Annotated in this window: 16 protein-coding genes and 2 tRNA genes; 10 read left to right on the top strand and 8 right to left on the bottom strand. The window is 64.9% G+C overall.

What is annotated here, in order from left to right; translation table 11 throughout:
* The 3 genes from QE494_RS04740 to QE494_RS04730 form a co-directional block, all read right to left on the bottom strand.
* The coding region (locus QE494_RS04740) for a hypothetical protein (protein ID WP_300041760.1) at nt 1–240 on the bottom strand (240 nt) is incomplete at its 3' end.
* Nucleotides 221–1,861, bottom strand: coding sequence for a sulfatase-like hydrolase/transferase (locus QE494_RS04735; protein ID WP_300041759.1), 1,641 nt, complete (start codon nt 1,859–1,861; stop codon nt 221–223). The genes QE494_RS04740 and QE494_RS04735, both read right to left, overlap by 20 nt.
* A gap of 95 nt (nt 1,862–1,956) precedes the next feature.
* Entirely contained in the window at nt 1,957–3,642 is a 1,686-nt protein-coding gene (locus QE494_RS04730) for an AMP-binding protein (protein WP_300041758.1), read from the bottom strand.
* Nucleotides 3,643–3,835: 193 nt separating this feature from the next.
* On the opposite strand from QE494_RS04730, the gene QE494_RS04725 reads away from it, so the two are divergent.
* The 5 genes from QE494_RS04725 (at nt 3,836) to QE494_RS04705 (ending at nt 6,598) form a co-directional block, all read left to right on the top strand.
* Nucleotides 3,836–3,911, top strand: a tRNA-Gly gene (locus tag QE494_RS04725).
* A gap of 116 nt (nt 3,912–4,027) precedes the next feature.
* Nucleotides 4,028–4,408, top strand: a complete 381-nt coding sequence (locus tag QE494_RS04720) for an MAPEG family protein (RefSeq protein ID WP_300041757.1) — start codon at nt 4,028–4,030, stop codon at nt 4,406–4,408.
* A gap of 75 nt (nt 4,409–4,483) precedes the next feature.
* Nucleotides 4,484–4,575: transfer RNA gene (locus QE494_RS04715), tRNA-Leu, on the top strand.
* An 86-nt stretch (nt 4,576–4,661) separates the two neighbouring features.
* Complete coding sequence (locus tag QE494_RS04710) at nt 4,662–5,300, top strand: DUF6806 family protein (protein ID WP_300041756.1); 639 nt, start codon at nt 4,662–4,664, stop codon at nt 5,298–5,300.
* Nucleotides 5,300–6,598 (top strand): MFS transporter, encoded by a 1,299-nt coding sequence (locus QE494_RS04705; RefSeq protein WP_300041755.1) that lies wholly within the window; start codon nt 5,300–5,302, stop codon nt 6,596–6,598. The genes QE494_RS04710 and QE494_RS04705 overlap by 1 nt, the downstream gene beginning before the upstream one ends.
* Nucleotides 6,599–6,722: 124 nt before the next feature.
* Here the strand turns inward: QE494_RS04705 and murI are convergent, their stop codons facing one another.
* From murI to QE494_RS04690, 3 genes are all read right to left on the bottom strand, one after another.
* Nucleotides 6,723–7,550 carry a glutamate racemase gene (murI, locus tag QE494_RS04700; RefSeq protein ID WP_300041754.1) on the bottom strand — a complete coding sequence of 276 codons (828 nt, stop codon included), beginning with the start codon at nt 7,548–7,550 and terminating at the stop codon, nt 6,723–6,725.
* A 14-nt stretch (nt 7,551–7,564) separates the two neighbouring features.
* A complete protein-coding gene (locus QE494_RS04695) occupies nt 7,565–9,118 on the bottom strand; it encodes a fumarate hydratase (protein WP_300041753.1) in 1,554 nt (517 codons plus the stop codon).
* Nucleotides 9,119–9,591: 473 nt separating this feature from the next.
* A complete protein-coding gene (locus QE494_RS04690; protein WP_300041752.1) occupies nt 9,592–9,963 on the bottom strand; it encodes an H-NS histone family protein in 372 nt (123 codons plus the stop codon).
* A 228-nt stretch (nt 9,964–10,191) separates the two neighbouring features.
* Here QE494_RS04690 and fumC point away from each other — a divergent pair, with 228 nt between their 5' ends.
* Entirely contained in the window at nt 10,192–11,598 is a 1,407-nt protein-coding gene (gene fumC, locus QE494_RS04685) for a class II fumarate hydratase (protein WP_300041751.1), read from the top strand.
* A gap of 29 nt (nt 11,599–11,627) precedes the next feature.
* Here fumC and QE494_RS04680 read toward each other — a convergent pair whose 3' ends face one another.
* Nucleotides 11,628–12,221: a TIGR00645 family protein gene (locus tag QE494_RS04680; RefSeq protein WP_300041750.1), complete on the bottom strand. Its 594-nt coding sequence runs from the start codon at nt 12,219–12,221 to the stop codon at nt 11,628–11,630.
* A gap of 254 nt (nt 12,222–12,475) precedes the next feature.
* Here QE494_RS04680 and acs point away from each other — a divergent pair, with 254 nt between their 5' ends.
* Both acs and ilvD read left to right on the top strand, forming a co-directional pair.
* Nucleotides 12,476–14,458 carry an acetate--CoA ligase gene (gene acs, locus QE494_RS04675; protein WP_300041749.1) on the top strand — a complete coding sequence of 661 codons (1,983 nt, stop codon included), beginning with the start codon at nt 12,476–12,478 and terminating at the stop codon, nt 14,456–14,458.
* 278 nt (nt 14,459–14,736) lie between these two features.
* Entirely contained in the window at nt 14,737–16,596 is a 1,860-nt protein-coding gene (gene ilvD / locus QE494_RS04670; protein WP_300041748.1) for a dihydroxy-acid dehydratase, read from the top strand.
* A 55-nt stretch (nt 16,597–16,651) separates the two neighbouring features.
* Here the strand turns inward: ilvD and QE494_RS04665 are convergent, their stop codons facing one another.
* A complete protein-coding gene (locus QE494_RS04665; protein WP_300041747.1) occupies nt 16,652–17,254 on the bottom strand; it encodes a class I SAM-dependent methyltransferase in 603 nt (200 codons plus the stop codon).
* Nucleotides 17,255–17,336: 82 nt separating this feature from the next.
* Between QE494_RS04665 and lgt the strand changes: the two genes are divergently transcribed.
* Nucleotides 17,337–18,161 (top strand): prolipoprotein diacylglyceryl transferase, encoded by an 825-nt coding sequence (gene lgt / locus QE494_RS04660; RefSeq protein ID WP_300041746.1) that lies wholly within the window; start codon nt 17,337–17,339, stop codon nt 18,159–18,161.
* A 59-nt stretch (nt 18,162–18,220) separates the two neighbouring features.
* Nucleotides 18,221–18,743: tripartite tricarboxylate transporter substrate binding protein (locus tag QE494_RS04655; protein WP_300041745.1), on the top strand; the 523-nt coding region annotated here is incomplete at its 3' end.

Here is an 18,743-nt window from a genome sequence, read left to right as displayed (position 1 = left end):
CTGGGCGGCCAGAGGCGGCAGGGCGCAGGCGATGCGTGAGGCATTGGTGTTGTTCTTGCCCGTCATCCCATGCTCGCCGAGCTTGGGACCGGTGCCGGGCAGGCCCCAGTCTCGCCAGCCGGGCAGCCAGCCTGCGGCTACCGCCACGGCCACGACGAGCCCGCAGGCCAGAGCCGCGGCGCCCCCCAGGACCCGTGCGACCGTCCGCCTGCGCCGGTGCTCAGTTGATCCAGAAGACATGTTCATCATCCCGCGTGCGGGGCTGCTCTAGGGTCTTGTCGATGAAGATCGGGACCTCGATGAACGATGGCCATATTGGCGCGGGCATGCCCTGGTGATGCTGGGCGAGGCGGGCCTTCAAATCGGCCAGTCGTTGCGGCTGCTCCTGCGCCAGGTTGCGGCGCTCGGTCGGATCTTGGGCCAGGTTGAAAAGGAAGTCCTTGCGCGGCCGGCTGGCGGAAATGAGCTTCCAGCCGTCTTCCTGCATCGCGCGGTATTCACCATCGCGCCAGAACAGGGGCCGCCCGGGCGGCTTGGGGTTTTTCAGCTGCGCCAGCAGGTCAACGCCATCCACCGCGGGCGCACTGGGCGGAGTCAGGCCGGCCGCTGCCATGGCAGTCGGCACGATGTCGGTGTGGTGCGCTGGCGCCTGATGGCGTGTGCCGGCGGTGATGCGCGCCGGCCAGTGCGCGATGAACGGCACCCGGATGCCACCCTCAAAGAAGGACAACTTCCAGCCCCGGTAGGGACGGTTCGTGTCGGGGATGCCGGTGTAGCCCGGCGCACCGTTGTCGCTGCTGAAAATGACCAGGGTGTCGCGGTCCAGACCTTCCTCGCGCAGGGCCTGCATGACCCGACCCACGCTGCGGTCCACCGAGCGCACCATGGCGCCGTAGACCCGGCGGCGGTGGTCAGGGATGTGCGCCATCGCGTCGTAATCGGCCTTCGTGGCTTGCAGCGGCGTGTGCACGCCCCAGTGGGCCAGGTACATGAAGAAGGGCCGGTTCCGGTTGGCACGGATCGCGTTGACCGCCTCGTCGGTGAAGTAGTCGGTGAGGTACTTGTTGGGCTCGAACCACTTGCCGCCGTTGTAGCTCACCCCAAAGCGCATGTTGGGCCAAAGAAAGCGGTCGATCGGGTCGAAGTCTAGGTAGGCGTTGACTGAGTCTGGATGTTTCTTGGGCAGGTACAGCCCACTTTCCATGAAGATGGTTTCGTCAAAGCCCTGGGCGTTGGGGCGCATTTCGGGCGTGCTGCCCAAGTGCCATTTGCCGATGTGGACGTTGTGATAACCCTGGGGCTTGAGGCGCTCGGCCAGGGTGACCTCCGACCCTGGCATTCCCAGGTCGTTGAGGGGCTTGGCCTGGCTGGCTAAGCGCTGGTCAATGAGGGCCGGCGGGTCGCTGTCGTACAACTTGACCGCCACCCGGGCCATCGCGCCCGGGGTGGGGGTGAACTCAACGCCGAAGCGCCAGGGGTAACGACCGGTGATCAGGGCGGCGCGCGAGACGGTGCAGACCGCGCTGCCGGCATAGCCATTGTCGAAACTGGCGCCAGCCTTGGCCAGGGCGTCGATGTTCGGCGTGGTGATGCCATTGTGGCCGCCGTTCATGCTCAGGTCGTTGATCCCCAGGTCGTCGGCCAGGATCACGATGATGTTGGGGGGGCGCTTTCCCGCCGGCTGCCCCGGCTCCGCAGGGCCCGCCTGCCAAGACGTTGGCTGATAAGGGCCGCGCGGGTTGACGATGTCGGTGTACCAGCCCAGGGAGTACTGCAGGATCGTCATGCGGTTGGCGTAGGCGAGCCCGCCCAGGACCGCCAGGGTCAGAGCCGTCCACAACAGGATACGTTTAAGTTTCATTTCTTGTTTGTCATGGGCCCGCACTGTGCGCGAACCCCTGGTGTCTTGAATTGTCACGCCCCTCCTGCGTGAATCCGGTCGGCCGGCCCACTGCCTCAGGCGTCCTGCGAGATGACTCCCTCGCGCAGCTCGCGCCGCAAGATCTTGCCGACCGGGCTCTTGGGAAGCTCTGGAAGGAACTCTACCTCCGATGGCACCTTGTATCCGGTCAGGTTGCGTCGGCAGTGCGCGATGAGTTCCGCCGCCTGGAGGGCAGGGTCGGTGCGGGCAACGAAAAGTTTCACCCGTTCTCCCGAGTGCGGATGCGGCACGCCGACGGCCGCCGCCTCACGTACACCGGGGTGCAGCATGGCCACCTCCTCGACCTCATTGGGGTAGACGTTGAAGCCGGACACCAAAATCATGTCCTTCAGGCGGTCCACGATGCGGATGAAGCCGCGCTCGTCCATCACCGCCACGTCGCCGGTGCGCAAAAAGCCATCGTCCGTCATCACCCTCGCGGTGTCCTGCGGCCTCTGCCAGTAACCGGCCATCACCTGCGGCCCACGCACGCACAACTCGCCCGCTTGCCCCAAAGGCAGAGGCTGGCCCGCCTCGTCCCGGATCGAGACCTCGGTCGAGGGCATGGGCAGGCCGATGGAGCCGTTGTGTGCGCAGAGGTCCAGCGGATTGCAGGTCACGGTGGGCGAACACTCGGTCAGCCCGTAGCCCTCGACCAGTGGCTTGCCGGTCAGCTGCTGCCAGCGCTGCGCCACCGCCTGCTGAATGGCTGCGCCGCCGCCAATGGCAAAGCGCAACCGGCTGAAATCGAGTCGGGCGAAGTCGGGATGCAAGGTTAGGTCGTTGAACAGTGTGTTGACCGCTGGCATGCCCGTGAACCGGTACCGGGCCAGCACCTTGATGAACCCGGCGGTGTCGCGCGGGTCGGAGACCAGCACATTGGTGCCGCCCATTCCGATGAAGGACAGGCAGCTGCCGAGGGCGAACACGTGGTAGAGCGGTATGGCAGTGATGCTCACCAAGGCCTCTTCGGGCTCGAGGAAAGGGTCGCTCCAGACCTTGCCCTGGCGGGCATTGGCCAGGATGTTGCGGTGGGTGAGCATTGCGCCCTTGGAAACGCCGGTGGTGCCGCCGGTGTACTGAAGAAACGCCACATCATTCGGCCGCACAGGCACCGGGTCGAGGGTGTGCGGGCTGCCACGCTGCAGAGCCTGGCGCAGGCCCACATGGCCCGGCAGCTTGTAAGGCCGAACCATCTTGCGCAGCCGGCGGATCACGAAGTGGGCGAGGTGGCGCTTCCAGGCGGGCAGCATGTCGGCCAGTCCGGTCACCACCACGTGCCGTACCGGGGTGCTGGCAATGACCTGTTCCAGCACATGGGCAAACAAGTCCACCACCACCATCGCTGTGGCGCCGCTGTCCTTGAGCTGGTGGGCGAGCTCACGCGGGGTGTACATCGGGTTCACATTGACCACCACGTAACCGGCCCGCAGCAGCGCGAACAGGCAGACCGGGTACTGCAGCAGGTTGGGCATCATCAGTGCGACCCGGCTGCCAGGGGGCAGGGCGATCTCCTTCTGGAACCAGGCTGCGAGGTCGCGGGTCAGCCCCTCGAGCTCGGCATAGTCCATTGTCGCCGCGGTGGTGCCGCTGATGAACGCATGCCGATGGGGGTAGCGCGCGACAGCTTCCAGAAAGTAGTCTCCAATGGAGACGAGATCGTCCACCGGGATGTCCGCCGGCACGCCGGGCGGGTAGCTCTGAATCCAGGGTCTTTCCATGCGGGTCCGGTCGTTCGGGTGGGGGGGCAATACACCAGTGTACTGATGAGTCGTTCTCGCCCGTCAGCCCTCCCGGGCAGGCGGGTCCAGACAAACCCTAGTGGCTCGCCGGGCAGGCGCCAAAATGCCCACCGCGCCATGACCCTGCGCAGCGCCAGGAAGCGGTTTTTGATCGGGTACAATTTTGGATTCCGCGGGAATAGCTCAGTTGGTAGAGCGCAACCTTGCCAAGGTTGAGGTCGCGAGTTCGAGTCTCGTTTCCCGCTCCAATTTCAGCAAAAGGGAGTCCATCAGGACTCCCTTTTTGCATTGGGGCCCCCCGCGGATCAGGCCGAGGCCTTGGGCCATACTCCTCCCTCTTTCCCTGTGTACTGAGGAGTTCCAGATGAAGCTGTCCCTTTTCATGGTCCTGGTGGCCGGTCTCTTGCCCATTCTTTGCGCCGGTATCGCCAAGTCCAGGCTCAGCGAGTACGACAACCACCACCCGCGCGAGTGGTTCCGTGGCCTGACCGGCTGGCGTGCGCGCGCCGATGCAGCGCAGAGCAACAGCCTGGAGGCCTTTCCCTTCTTCGCCGCCGGTGTTCTGGCAGCCTGGCATGCGGGCGTGGATGGCTTTTGGGTCGACCAGATCGCCAGTGCCTTCGTGATCGTGCGGCTGGCCTACATCGCCTGTTACCTCGCCGACCGCGCCAGCCTGCGCTCGCTGGTATGGATGGTCGGTCACGGCCTGATTGTTTCCCTCTACATCTTGGCCCTGCGGGCCTGATCAGGGCCTTGCCCTGGCTGCTGGCAGCGGCAGGTGTCCGTGCGCGGTGCCAAGCGAGGCACAATAGGGTTTGTCGCCCCGGTGGTGAAATCGGTAGACACAGCGGACTTAAAATCCGCCGCTTGCTGAAAGGCGGCGTGCCGGTTCAAGTCCGGCCCGGGGCACCAGCATGGCCCGACGGTGTGCCAGAGCCTCGCCGGTGGTGCAGTTTCCGGTCCGCAGTTTTCCGTCCGTTCATGGCGGCCGACCCAACATGTCGCAATTTAACGCTCCCTTCGAGATTCACCTGCACGGCGAAGTGCCGCTGCGCGCAGACGTGAGCTACGCGCAGCTGCAGGAGGCGCTCAAGCCCTTGTGGCAGTACGCCGGCGCCCGGTCGCTCGCCGACGCCGCCGAGAGCGCCTACGAGGAGGAGCCAGGCATTCGCTTCGACGCCCCCCAGCACCTTCTGACCCTGTGCTGGACGGTTCCGGGTGACCAAGACTTCCGGCAGGCCGTTGACGAAATGTGCATGGGTCTCAACGAACTGGCCGAGCAGGGCGCGGCGCTGGAGGTCTCTTTCTACGACACCGATTTCGACGAGGAAGAAGCCCAGCCCGAGGAAGAAGCGCGCGACGACTACCTCATGGTCTTCGTGGGCCCCACGCCTGCGGCCATCATGCAGGTTCAGCGCGACCTGCTCGTCGAGGACGTGGTGCACCTGATGGAGCGCCACTTTGACGGAGCCGAACTTGGCGGCGTGGTGGCCGAGATCGACAAGCTGTTCAACCAGCGCTTTGACGCCTTGGTCAGCTCACTGGAGTTGGGCAAGCCCCCGCGCGGCTCAGGCGGCGGCGGCGGTGGGGGTGGGGGCGGCCATGGCGGTGGCCGCCGGCCGCGACATCTGCACTGATGGACACTACCTCCGCCCTCAACCCTGGCGTGCGCAAGCGCGAGGTGCTCGGCTGGGCGATGTACGACTTCGCCAACTCGGGCTACACCACGGTGGTCATCACCGCAGTGTTTGCGGCCTACTTCGTGGGCGGCGTGGCCGACAAGGCGCCCTGGGCCACCTTTGCCTGGACCGCGGCGCTCAGTGTCTCATATGCCCTGGTCATGCTGACCATGCCCACCCTGGGCGCCTGGGCCGACATGCGCGCCGCCAAGAAGCGGCTACTGATGGTCGTCACGGCCGGCTGCGTACTGAGCACCGCCGCCTTGTCCTTGGTGGGGCCGGGCACGGTGGCTCTGGCGCTGGTCCTCATCGTGGTGTCCAACACCTTCTATTCCTGGGGTGAGTCGATCACCGCCGCTTTTCTGCCCGAGCTGGCGCGGCCGCAGGCCATGGGCCGTGTCAGCGGCTGGGGCTGGGGTCTGGGCTACCTGGGCGGCATGCTCACACTGGGCATCTGCCTGGCCTATGTGCTGTGGGCCCAGGGGCAGGGAATTCCAGCCAGCCAGTTCGTGCCGGTGACCATGCTTGTGACCGCGGTGATGTATGGCCTGCCCGCCCTGGTGACCTTCGCCTTGCTCAAGGAGCACGCCCAGCCCCGCGCCCCTGCGGCCGAGCCGCAGGGCTTGCGGGCCTCCTGGCAACAATTGCGGCGCACCTTCGCCCAGGCACGCCGCTACCGCGACTTCATGTGGCTCATGGCTTGCGCCGTCTGCTACCAGGGCGGTGTGGCAGTGGCCATTTCGCTGGCGGCGATCTACGCCGAGCAGGTGATCGGCTTCCAGCCGCAAGAGACCATGGTGCTGATTTTTGCGCTCAACGCCGCGGCCATGGCCGGCGCCCTGGCCTGGGGCCACCTGCAAGACCGCATCGGGCACAAGCTGGCCCTGGGCCTGACCCTCGTGGCTTGGGTGGCGGCCTGCGTGATCGCGGCGTTGTCCACCACCAAGGGCGACTTCTGGTGGGCGGCGACGATCGCCGGAATTTGCATGGGCTCGAGCCAGTCGGCCGGACGCGCTATGGCCGGCCTCTTGGCCCCGCCCAAGCAACTGGGCGAGTTCTTCGGTCTGTGGACGGTGGCGATTCGGCTCGCGTCCATCATTGGCCCCCTGAGCTACGGCGCCATCACCTGGATGACAGGTGGCAACCAGCGGGTGGCCATCCTGTCGACCACCGTCTTATTCCTGGCCGGGCTCATTTTGCTTTGGAAGGTCGACGTGGTGCGCGGGCGTGAGGCTGCGATCAGAGACATGCACTGACCCATCGTTGCCTGCATCCTGCGTGTGGCCGAGCACTCTGCCGACGCAGCCGAAGAATAAGCAAAACGGAAAGAGGCAGCCCCGTCCGGTTGTGCCTCCAGTTGCCCGAGCGATCTTTCCGACCTCAGGGGATCCAGCGCTTTGTCGCAGCCCGCAAGGCCTCCAGCATGGCTGGAGAGCCGGAGCACCGCAGGTGCATCGCCCCTCCATCCGCACGGGGCTGCAGCAGGCCCGCATCGCCCAGGAGCCGCTGCGTGTGTCGCGCCACCGGCTCGCCGGTTTCAAGCACGCGCACCTGAGGGCCAGCGATTCGCTGCACCGCGTCCATGGCGAAGGCGTAGTGGGTGCAGCCCAGTACCAGGGTGTCGATTTGGCCCTCGTGCCAGCCCAGGGGCCCCAGTGCGCCGATGTATTGCGCCAACAGGGCGTCGCTACGCCGGCTGTCACCGGCCTCGATGGCCGCGGCCAAACCGTCGCAGGGCTGGAGCACGAAATCGGCTTGGCCTTGGCCCTGGCCCTCCAGCGAGGCTTTGAGTAGCGAGAATTTTTCGCTCGACAGCGTCCCGCGCGTGGCCAGCACGCCGACCCGCTTCGTGCGGGAAAGCGCCGCCGCTGGTTTGAGGGCCGGCTCGACACCGACGATCGTCAGGCCGGGCCATTGCGCACGCAGTTGGGCGATCGCGGCTGCCGTGGCGGTGTTGCAGGCCACCACCAGCGCCTTGATGTGAAGGCGCTCGACCAACTCGCGTGTGAGCGCCTGGGCCCGCTCCATCACGAAGACCTCTTCTCGCTCGCCGTAGGGGGCGTACGCGGTGTCGGCGTAGTAGACGTAGTCCTCGTTCGGCATCAGCGCGCGCAGCGCGCGCAGGATGCTCAGCCCGCCGATGCCGCTGTCGAACACACCGATGGGTGTCCCAAGCTGTGCGGGTATCGCCGCGCGGGAGGTGCTCACGGCCCCGTCCTGCCTCAGGCCGTGGTGACCGCGATGTTCTTGAACTCGCCCGTGGCGATGCGCTTGCTCCACTCGGCCGGGCCGGTGATGTGCGCGCTGGTGCCGCCGGAATCGACGGCCACCGTGACTGGCATATCGACCACGTCGAACTCGTAGATGGCTTCCATGCCCAGATCGGCAAAGCCGACCACCTGCGCGTGCTTGATCGCCTTGGAGACCAGGTAGGCGGCGCCGCCCACGGCCATCAGGTAGGCACTCTTGTGCTTCTTGATCGCTTCGATCGCCACCGGCCCGCGCTCGGCCTTGCCAATCATGGCGATGAGGCCGGTCTGGGCCAGCATCATTTCGGTGAAGCCGTCCATGCGAGTGGAAGTGGTCGGGCCGGCTGGGCCCACAGCCTCGTCACGCACCGGGTCCACCGGGCCCACGTAGTAGATCACCCGGTTGGTGAAGTCCACCGGCAGCTTTTCGCCCTTGGCCAGCATGTCCTGAATGCGCTTGTGCGCAGCGTCGCGACCGGTGAGCATCTTGCCGTTGAGAAGCAGCGTGTCACCCGGCTTCCAGCTGGCCACTTCTGCCGGGGTGAGCGCGTTGAGGTCGACGCGCTTGCTCTTCTTGGTGTCGGGCGTCCACTGCACATCGGGCCACAGGTCGAGGCTGGGCGGGTCAAGGTAGACCGGCCCCGAGCCATCCAGCACGAAGTGGGCGTGTCGGGTGGCGGCGCAGTTGGGGATCATGGCGATCGGTTTGCTGGCCGCATGCGTCGGGTACATCTTGATCTTCACATCGAGCACCGTGGTCAAACCGCCCAGGCCCTGCGCGCCGATGCCCAGGGCGTTGACCTTTTCGTACAGCTCCAGGCGCAGCGCCTCCACCTGTGAAATCTTCTCCCCCTTGGACGATTTCTCGAGCAGCTGGTACATGTCCAGGTCGTCCATCAGGGACTCCTTGGCCATGAGCACCGCCTTCTCGGCGGTGCCGCCTATGCCGATGCCCAGCATGCCTGGCGGGCACCAGCCGGCGCCCATTGTGGGCACGGTCTTGAGCACCCAGTCGACCACGCTGTCGCTCGGGTTGAGCATGTACATCTTGCTCTTGTTCTCGCTGCCGCCGCCCTTGGCGGCCACGGTCACGTCGACCTTGTCGCCGGGCACCAGCTCGGTGAAGATGACCGCAGGCGTGTTGTCTTGCGTGTTCTTGCGCGCGAACTGCGGGTCGGCCACCACGCTGGCGCGCAGCATGTTGTCCGGGTGGTTGTAGCCGCGACGCACGCCCTCGTTGATGGCGTCGTCGAGGCTGCCGGTGAAGCCCTCGAGTCGCACGTCCATGCCAATCTTGATGAAGACGTTGACGATGCCGGTGTCCTGGCAGATCGGGCGGTGGCCCGTTGCGCTCATCTTGCTGTTGGTCAGGATCTGGGCGATCGCGTCCTTGGCGGCGGGGCTTTGCTCACACTGGTAGGCGCGGGCCAGGTGGGCGATGTAGTCGGCGGGGTGGTAGTAGCTGATGTACTGAAGCGCTGCGGCGACGGATTCGATCAGGTCGGCTTGCTGGATGCGGGTGGTCATGGGGCTGTGTGTGGGTGAAGCTTCGCAATTATCTCAGCCGCGAGGACCCGTCGGCGTCGCGCAGCCGCTGCTGCTACTGCGTCCGAACACCTGCGATGCGACGCACCGGGGTGCCGCTGGCTCACCAAGTGAGCCAGCGCTGCACCCACCCCAAGATGCTATTCAGCTTGATAAATACTCGGCGCAATATCTGCATGGGTGGGCGTGGCTAATCTGCCCTGATCTGCCCTGCCACCCGGTCACCCGATTTGCGATGTCTTGCTGTGGTGGTGCCGGGCTGTTTCAGCTTGTTCAAAAGAAAACCCGCCGTGAAACAAACGTCACGGCGGGTTTTCATACCTCGTCACCCGCTTTAACCCAATGTCATGCGCAAACGATGTCTGCTCAGCTGGGTGGAGGGGGAATGCCTATCCGGGGCCAAACACGCTGCCCGAAGGTGTCCGGCAAGGTTAGGCCGGACTTTTCAACTTCGCTCAGGCCTTGGAAATGAGGAAATCCTCTTTCTTCTTGCCGGTGGCCAGCAGGGGCTTCATCCACTTAGGTGCTTGGCCACGGCCGCTCCACAGTTCGCCGTTAGGGCCACGGTACTTCGGGGCGGCGGTGGCGCCCTTGTCGGCGCGGGGTGCCCGGCCGCGCTTCGCGCCGCCAGCGGAGCGGCCGCCACGGAGTTCGGCCATCACGTCGCTGCTGCTGTAGCCCACGGAAGCCGCCTCGGACAGCCAGCGCGCGACCATGTCCTTGAGCTCGTTTTGCTTACGCTTCTGGAATTTCTCACTGGCGCTGTCGGCCAGTTTCTTGAGAGTGGCGAGATCGATTTTGTCGAGGTCGATGTTTTCGATGTTCATCTTTTTTCCTTATTTGTAGACCTAGATAGAGGATGAGGTTCGCAACTAGAGATTTTTTGCAATGGTTCTTCCTGAAATTCAACCCAGCCGAAATGGCTATTTGGAAGGGATGTTTTCCGGAAGTGGCCGCATTATCTAATAAATATCGACCCGCCGGGTTAATTGGGCATATCGATGAGTTTGCGGTAAATCCATGGCAGGTGTATGCCCTGTGTTTTTGGAGTTGCCATGGCCGAATTGGAGATCCAAGCAGAGGGCACGCGGGAAGAAGCGGACAGTCTCGGGCGCGTCCGCGTGCCGCAAGCGCGCCTGTGGGGCGCGCAGACCCAGCGTGCGCTGGCGCATTTCGCGATTTCGAGTGAGCGCATGCCGCCTGAGTTTCTGACCGCATTGGCCCGGGTCAAGCGTGCTGCGGCGCAGGTGCACCGGCGCACCGGCGGCTTGGAACATCGGGTGGCCGACGCGATCATGGCGGCGGCCGACGAGGTGATTGCCGGCCGCCACTGGGAGGAGTTTCCGCTGGCCGTTTGGCAGACCGGCTCGGCCACCCAGACCCATATGAACATGAACGAGGTACTCGCCAACCGGGCCAGCGAGCTGCTCGGTGGCGGTCGCGGGCTCGGACGGCTGGTTCACCCAAACGACCATGTGAACAAGAGCCAATCGTCCAACGACGTGATCCCCAGCGCCCTGCACATCGCGGCGCTCGAGGGCCTGCATCGCCGGTTACTCCCGGCCCTGCACCAGCTGCGGACCTCTCTAGCGGCGCAGGCTTGGGCGTGGCGGCAGCTGGTCAAGATAGGCCGCACCCATCTGCAGGACGCCACACCGCTGACCTTGGGTCAGGAGTTCTCTGGCTACGTCGCCCAGCTCGATCACGCCCTCCGCCACCTGCAGGCCAGCCTTCCGCACCTGCGTGAGCTGGCCATCGGCGGCACCGCGGTGGGTACCGGCCTGAACGCGCCGCCTGGCTTCGGCGAGCAGATGGCCTCCCAGCTGGCCCAGGACAGCGGCTTTCCCCTCGGCAGCGCTCCCAACAAGTTCGAGGCCCTGGCGACAGTCGATGCGCTGGTGCAGGCGCATGCCGCGCTCAGGGGGCTGGCCGTTGCGCTGGCCAAGATCGCCAATGACATTCGCTGGATGGCCAGCGGCCCGCGTTGCGGCCTGGGCGAGTTGCGGCTGCCGGAGAACGAACCGGGCTCGTCCATCATGCCGGGCAAGGTGAACCCGACTCAGTGCGAGGCGGTCCTGATGATCTGCTGGCAGGTCATGGCCAACGACTTGGCGGTTGGCCTGGCAGGGGCGGCGGGCAGCAATTTCGAGCTGAACACTGGCCAGCCGCTGGTGATCCAGTCCGTTTTGCAAAGCATTCGCCTGCTCGGCGATGGGATGGTGAGCCTCGACCTGCACTGCGTGCGGAGCCTGGAGCCCGACCGGCAGCGGCTCGCCGAGCTCGTGTCACGTTCCCTGATGCTGGTGACCGCGCTCAGCCCTCACCTGGGCTATGACCGTGCCGCCGAGATCGCACAGAAGGCGCATGCAGAAGGCAGTAGCCTGCGCGAGGCGGCCCTGGCGCTGGGGTACCTCAGCCCGCAGGAGTTCGACACCTGGGTACAGCCGGCGCGCATGGTCTGAGGCCGGCGAGATCCTTGGGCGCCTGTGGCTCAGTGCGTGTCGTCTTGATGCGAGGCCGACATCAGCCGGTCGGTGTAGGCAATGGCCATGGCCGACAGCAGGAAGGTGACATGAATCACGGTCTGCGCGATCAGCACCTTGTCGCTGTAGTTGCCAGCATTGATGAAGGTCTTGAGCAGATGGATCGAGCTGATGCCGATGATGGCGGTTGCCAGCTTGACCTTCAGGACCGAGGCGTTGACATGGCTGAGCCATTCGGGCTGGTCGGGGTGGCCCTCAAGATTCATGCGTGAAACGAAGGTTTCGTAGCCGCCGATGATGACCATGATCAGCAGGTTGGAGATCATGACCACGTCGATCAGGGCCAAGACCACCAGCATGATCACCGTCTCGTTGAGCGAGGTGAGCGGCGCATCTGACTTGTAGCCAATGCTGGTGACAAGCAATTGCAGCGCCTCCTTGTTGCCGAAGGCGGCCTCCAGCAAGTGCACCAGCTCGACCCAGAAATGAAAGACGTAGACCGCCTGCGCGGCGATCAGCCCGATGTACAGCGGAAGTTGCAGCCAACGGCTTGCAAAAATCACGGACGGTAAGGGGCCAAGGGAAGTTTTCTTCTGTTGCATGTGGGGGCGGTGAGGGCGGTGAGGGCGGGGCGGTGGGAGCGATCCGGTCAAGCCAGTCAAGGCGGTCGCAATTCTTGGGGTCGCGCAGTTGCTATTTTAGGCATGGCCCAGCGATCCACAGGGGCCGTTCGCCCACCCTGCCGGGGTGCCGCGGGCCCTTATCCGGATCAGCAGTGGGGCGCAAAAAAGTCAGTACATTGTAAGACCCCGGGTTGACAGTTCGGACCCGTTCGACATCACAACGGAGACATGTAATGAGCGCCATCGAGTCGGTCCTGGTCGAAAACCGGGTCTTCCCCCCGCCCGCCGCCGCAGTCAGCGGTGCCCGCATCAGCGGTATGGCGGCCTACGAGGCGATGTGCCAGGCGGCTGAAAAGGACTTCGCAGGCTTTTGGGCCCAGTTGGCCCGTGACAACGTGGTCTGGGACAAGCTGTTTACCCGCACCCTGGACGAGTCCAACGCCCCCTTCTACAAGTGGTTCGACGATGGCGAGCTCAACGCCTCGCACAACTGCCTGGACAAGCACATGGGTACGCCGGTCGAGAACAAGGCGGCCATCATTTTCGAAGCCGACGACGGCGCGGTCACCCAGGTCACCTACAAGGAACTGCTGGCCCGCGTGAGCCAGTTCGCCAATGCGCTCAAGGCCCAGGGCATCCAAAAGGGTGACCGGGTCGTGATCTACATGCCCATGACCATCGAAGGTGTGGTGGCCATGCAGGCCTGCGCGCGGATTGGCGCCACCCACTCGGTGGTGTTCGGCGGCTTTTCTGCCAAGGCCCTGCAAGAGCGCATCATCGACGCCGGCGCGGTGGCGGTGATCACCGCCAACTGCCAGATGCGTGGTGGCAAGGAACTGCCCCTCAAGACCATCGTCGACGAGGCCATTGGCTATGGCGGATGCGATACGCTCAAAACCGTCCTTGTCTACAACCGCACCAAGACTCCGGTCAATATGGTGGCGGGCCGGGACATGAGCTTCGAAGAGGTGCTGGCCGGCCAGTCCAGCGAGTGCACGCCTGTGCCAGTGGGCGCCGAGCACCCGCTGTTCATCCTCTACACCTCGGGTTCGACCGGCAAGCCCAAGGGCGTGCAGCATTCGACTGGCGGTTACGTCCTGTGGGCCAACCTCACCATGCAGTGGACGTTCGACATCAAGCCGAGCGACATCTTCTGGTGCACCGCCGACATTGGCTGGATCACCGGACACACCTATGTGGCCTACGGCCCGCTGGCCGCCGGCGCCACCCAGGTGGTGTTCGAAGGCGTGCCCACCTTCCCCAATGCGGGTCGCTTCTGGCGGATGATCGAGTCGCACAAGGTCTCTATCTTCTACACCGCTCCGACCGCGATCCGTTCGCTGATCAAGGCCGCCGATTCCGACGAGAAGGTGCACCCGAAGAACTGGGACCTCTCTACCTTGCGCATCCTGGGCAGCGTCGGCGAGCCGATCAACCCCGAAGCCTGGATGTGGTACCACCGCAATATCGGCGGCGAGCGTTGCCCCATCGTCGACACCTTCTGGCAAACCGAGACCGGCGGCCACATGATCACGCCGCTGCCCTATGCCACCACGCTGGTGCCGGGCTCGTGCACGCTGCCGCTGCCGGGTATTGCAGCCGCCATCGTTGATGAAGCCGGCAACGACATGGCCCATGGTTCTGGCGGCATTCTGGTCGTCAAGCGCCCCTGGCCGTCGATGATCCGCACCATCTGGAACGACCCTGAGCGCTTCAAAAAGTCCTACTTCCCGGAGGAGCTCAAGGGTTACTACCTCGCCGGTGACGGCGCCGTGCGCAGTACCGACCGCGGCTACTTCCGCATCACCGGCCGCATTGACGACGTGCTCAACGTCTCGGGCCACCGTATGGGCACGATGGAGATCGAATCGGCCCTGGTGTCCAAGACCGACCTCGTAGCCGAAGCCGCTGTGGTGGGCCGTCCCGACGACCTGACCGGCGAGGCGATCTGCGCCTTCGTGGTCTTGAAGCGCAGCCGCCCTGTGGGCGAAGAAGCCAAGCAAATTGCCAACGAACTGCGCAATTGGGTCGCCAAGGAAATCGGTCCGATCGCCAAGCCCAAGGACATCCGTTTCGGCGACAACCTGCCCAAGACCCGCTCGGGCAAGATCATGCGGCGTTTGCTGCGCTCGATTGCCAAGGGCGAAGCGATCACGCAGGACACCAGTACGCTAGAAAACCCCGGCATCCTGGATCAACTTGCGGAACGCAATTGATCCGGGCCGGCCGCAGGACGGGGCCGCGCAGCGGGCAGTTGGGGTTTGACGGCACTCATATCGCCGCAGGCGATGTGATGTGACGGCAGAATCCAGCCATCCTCGACCAGTTGGCCGAGAAGCTCTAAAGAGCAGACCTGCCGGCAGGCGGCATCCGAGAGAAGACCCGCCGTGAGGCGGGTTTTTCATTTCCGGGCTTGCCCTGGGGCTTGCGATGGCGCCAGCCGGGGCTGTCGGATAATGCGGGCTCCAATTTCGCGACCCCTTCGGACGACACCATGCCCATTTACCGTTCCAAGACCACCACCGCCGGCCGCAACATGGCGGGTGCCCGCGCCTTGTGGCGCGCCACCGGCATGAAAGACGATGACTTTTCCAAGCCGATCATCGCGGTGGTCAACTCCTTCACCCAGTTCGTGCCCGGCCATGTGCACCTGAAAGACCTGGGGCAGCTGGTGGCCCGCGAGATCGAGGCCGCTGGCGGCGTGGCCAAAGAGTTCAACACCATCGCGGTTGACGACGGCATCGCCATGGGCCACGACGGCATGCTGTACTCCCTTCCCAGCCGCGAAATCATCGCGGACTCGGTGGAGTACATGGTCAACGCCCACTGCGCTGACGCCATGGTGTGCATTTCCAACTGCGACAAGATCACCCCTGGCATGCTCATGGCCGCCATGCGCCTCAACATCCCGGTGGTCTTCGTCTCCGGCGGGCCGATGGAAGCGGGCAAGACCCGCCTGGCCAACCCGGTCACCAAGACCATCGAATTCAAAAAGCTCGACCTGGTCGATGCGATGGTGATCGCCGCTGACGCCGCCTACTCCGACGCCGACGTTGCCGAGGTTGAGCGCTCGGCCTGCCCGACCTGCGGGTCTTGCTCGGGCATGTTCACCGCCAACTCGATGAACTGCTTGGCCGAGGCCCTGGGCCTCGCCTTGCCAGGCAACGGCACGGTCGTGGCCACCCATTCGGACCGTGAGCAGTTGTTCAAGCGCGCCGGCCGCCGCATCGTTGAGCTGTGCCAGCAGCACTACGAGCAGGACGACATGCGCGTTTTGCCCCGCTCGGTGGGCTTCAAGGCGTTTGAGAACGCGGTGGCCCTGGACATCGCGATGGGCGGCTCCACTAACACCATCTTGCACTTGCTGGCCATTGCCCAGGAAGCCGAGATCGACTTCACCATGGCCGACATCGACCGCCTCTCGCGGGACGTGCCGCAGCTATGCAAGGTAGCCCCCAACACCAACAAGTACCACATTGAAGATGTGCACCGCGCCGGCGGCATCATGGCCATCCTGGGCGAGCTCGCGCGCGCCGGCAAGCTGCACACCGACACGCCGACGGTGCACTCGCCCACCATGGGTGAGGCCCTGGCGAAGTGGGACATCACCCTGAGCCCCGACGAGGCGGTCCAGACCTTTTACCGGGCCGGCCCGGCTGGCATTCCGACCCAGGTCGCGTTCAGCCAGAGCACCCGTTGGCCCAGCCTCGACCTAGACCGGGCCGAGGGTTGCATTCGCTCTTACGAGAACGCATATTCGAAGGAGGGCGGCCTGGCGGTTCTCACCGGCAATATCGCCGTCGACGGCTGCGTGGTGAAGACCGCTGGCGTGGACGAGAGCATCTTGGTCTTCGAGGGCAACGCCTACGTCACCGAGTCGCAGGACGAGGCGGTCGAGGACATCTTGGCCGACAAGGTGAAGGCCGGCGACGTGGTGGTCGTGCGCTATGAGGGCCCCAAGGGCGGCCCCGGCATGCAGGAAATGCTCTACCCCACGAGCTACATCAAGTCCAAGGGCCTGGGCAAGGCCTGCGCGCTGCTCACCGATGGTCGCTTCTCTGGCGGCACCTCGGGCCTGTCCATCGGCCACTGCTCGCCCGAGGCGGCGGCGGGCGGTGCCATCGGCCTTGTGCGAAACGGTGACCGTATCCGGATTGACATTCCCAAGCGCACGATCGACGTGCTGCTGTCCGACGATGAACTGGCGCGCCGCCGCCAGGAGCAGGACGCCAAGGGCTGGAAGCCCGCCAAGCCGCGCCCGCGCAAGGTGTCGGCGGCGCTGAAGGCCTATGCCAAGCTGGTGATGTCGGCCGACAAGGGCGCCGTGCGCGACTTGTCGCTGTTGCAGGACTGAGCGCGGGCTCGCTGCTGCCAGCGCGGCGCACGCCGCCCAGGTCGGCGAGCCGGCCCTAGGCCAGCTTGCGGACGATGAACTCGATGCCGCATTCGCCGATGGGCGTGAGGGTCTGGTCCAGGCGCGGCCTGCCTGGGATCTGCGCCAGCCGGTAGCGGTAGGTGGCATCCAGCAGCGCGATCTTGAGGATGGCGATCTCGGATTTTGTTCCGGACAGCAGGTCCAGCAGGTTGATGCTGACCGGGCTCCATGAGGCGCGCTTGTTGATGGTGAAGGTGTGGCGGTGGTCCTCGTTGAAGGTGGACGGAAAGACGCCTTGCTCGTAGAGGTCTTCGTCTGGGACGATGCACACCATGTGGCCACCGGGCCGCAGGATGCGTAACCAGTTGGCTAGGCCTTCGCGCGGGTCGACCAGATGCTCCAGGCAGTGCGCGGAATGGACGAAGTCCACGCTGGCGTCGGGCACGCCCTCCATCATCTGCGCATCACCATCGTCGCGGTCCCAAGCTTGGCAGGACTTCATCAGGGGAAAGAGTTCCTTGTACAGGGCCAGGGGGTCGTCGCCGGCGCCGATGTCGATGCCCTCGCCAACGAAGTACCGAGTTGCGTAGCGGCTGTCTGCGAGGCGGCTGAAGATGGATTTGCTGGCTTCGTGCACATGTTCCCCAATTGAATACAAAGGAATTCAAAGAATATTTTATGACTCAGGTCTTGTCTAGACCCGAGGCAAAATGGTGGCCATGCTCACCTTCCCCCAAATCGACCCGGTAGCCCTGCAGATCGGCCCCCTGGCCCTTCACTGGTACGGCCTGACCTATCTGGTGGCCTTCGGTCTGTTCCTGCTGCTGGCCCGCATGCGCCTGCGCCACCCACCCTACGCCGGCCTGCGCGCCGAGGGCCTGTGGCATACCCGTGACATCGAGGACATGTTGTTCTTCGGTGTCCTGGGCGTGGTTGTTGGCGGCCGGCTGGGGTATGCGCTGTTTTACAAGCCGGCCTGGTTTGCCAGCCACCCGCTGGAGATATTGGCCGTCTGGCAGGGCGGCATGAGTTTTCACGGGGGCATGCTGGGGGTCATCGCCTCACAGTGGTGGTTCGCCCGTTCGCGAGGGCGCCCGTTCTGGCAGGTGATGGACCTGATCGCGCCTTGCGTCCCTTTGGGTCTGGCCTCTGGCCGTGTAGGCAACTTCATCAACGGCGAGCTTTGGGGGCGGGTGGCCGACCCCTCACTGCCTTGGGCCATGGTGTTCCCGCAAAGCGGGTCGATGCTGCCGCGCCACCCCTCGCAGATCTACCAGTTCCTTCTGGAGGGCGTGCTGCTCTTTGTCCTGCTGTGGTTCTATGCCCGCCGGCGGCGGGCTGAGGGCCAGGTAGCGGCCGTCTTCCTGGGCGGCTACGGCCTGATGCGGTTCGTCGCCGAGTACTTCCGCGAGCCGGACGCCTATCTGGGTCTGCTGGCCCTGGGGCTGTCCATGGGGCAGTGGCTTTGCGTCCCCATGATGGTGGGCGGCGTGTTGCTCTGGATTTGGGCTGGGCGGCGTGCCGACCCGCTGCCGAGGGGCTAGGGCCTTTCAGCTATCCTCACGCCGTTCGCCCATAAGAAACCCGCCCAGGAGACAGACCCATGACCCTTCAATTGAACCGTCGCACCCTGCTTCAAGCGTCAGGTGCTGCCGCGCTCTCGCTGCCTCTCGGGCAGGGGGTGTACGCGCAAGGTGCCAGCAGCTGGCCCACCAAGCCGGTGAACATGATCGTTCCGTTCCCTCCGGGGGGTGGCACCGACACCTACGCTCGCCCTTTGGCGGCGCAGTTTGCCAAGCAGACGGGGCGCCAGCTGGTGATCGAAAACCGTGGCGGCGCCGGTGGCACCGTGGGCGCCGGTGTCGCGGCCAAGGCGGCAGCGGATGGCTACAACCTGTTCATGGGCGCGGTGCACCACACCATTGCCCCGGCGATGTACCCGCGCCTTGACTACGATCTGGAAAAAGACCTGATTCCCCTCCTGATGGTGGCCAGCGGGCCGCAGGTGCTGGTGGTCAACCCGAAGAACATGCCGGTGACCGATCTCAAGGGCTTCCTGGAGCTGGTGCGCAAGAGCCCGGGCAAGTTCAACTACGGCTCGGCCGGCACTGGCACCTCGCACCATT

This window comes from Ramlibacter sp. (assembly GCF_029866045.1).
In the GTDB taxonomy this organism is placed as follows: Bacteria; Pseudomonadota; Gammaproteobacteria; order Burkholderiales; family Burkholderiaceae_C; genus Ramlibacter.
This window is presented reverse-complemented; position numbering and strand designations above follow the sequence as displayed.

What these genes read in the sequence shown, in the direction of transcription:
- QE494_RS04710 (WP_300041756.1), top strand. Translation starts at nt 4,662, where the DNA reads ATGTCGCAATTTAACGCTCCCTTCGAGATTCACCTGCACGGCGAAGTG.
- QE494_RS04680 (WP_300041750.1), bottom strand. Translation starts at nt 12,221, where the DNA reads ATGCAACAGAAGAAAACTTCCCTTGGCCCCTTACCGTCCGTGATTTTT.
- QE494_RS04705 (WP_300041755.1), top strand. Translation starts at nt 5,300, where the DNA reads ATGGACACTACCTCCGCCCTCAACCCTGGCGTGCGCAAGCGCGAGGTG.
- QE494_RS04730 (WP_300041758.1), bottom strand. Translation starts at nt 3,642, where the DNA reads ATGGAAAGACCCTGGATTCAGAGCTACCCGCCCGGCGTGCCGGCGGAC.
- QE494_RS04690 (WP_300041752.1), bottom strand. Translation starts at nt 9,963, where the DNA reads ATGAACATCGAAAACATCGACCTCGACAAAATCGATCTCGCCACTCTC.
- QE494_RS04695 (WP_300041753.1), bottom strand. Translation starts at nt 9,118, where the DNA reads ATGACCACCCGCATCCAGCAAGCCGACCTGATCGAATCCGTCGCCGCA.
- QE494_RS04735 (WP_300041759.1), bottom strand. Translation starts at nt 1,861, where the DNA reads ATGAAACTTAAACGTATCCTGTTGTGGACGGCTCTGACCCTGGCGGTC.
- QE494_RS04720 (WP_300041757.1), top strand. Translation starts at nt 4,028, where the DNA reads ATGAAGCTGTCCCTTTTCATGGTCCTGGTGGCCGGTCTCTTGCCCATT.
- fumC (WP_300041751.1), top strand. Translation starts at nt 10,192, where the DNA reads ATGGCCGAATTGGAGATCCAAGCAGAGGGCACGCGGGAAGAAGCGGAC.
- lgt (WP_300041746.1), top strand. Translation starts at nt 17,337, where the DNA reads ATGCTCACCTTCCCCCAAATCGACCCGGTAGCCCTGCAGATCGGCCCC.
- ilvD (WP_300041748.1), top strand. Translation starts at nt 14,737, where the DNA reads ATGCCCATTTACCGTTCCAAGACCACCACCGCCGGCCGCAACATGGCG.
- acs (WP_300041749.1), top strand. Translation starts at nt 12,476, where the DNA reads ATGAGCGCCATCGAGTCGGTCCTGGTCGAAAACCGGGTCTTCCCCCCG.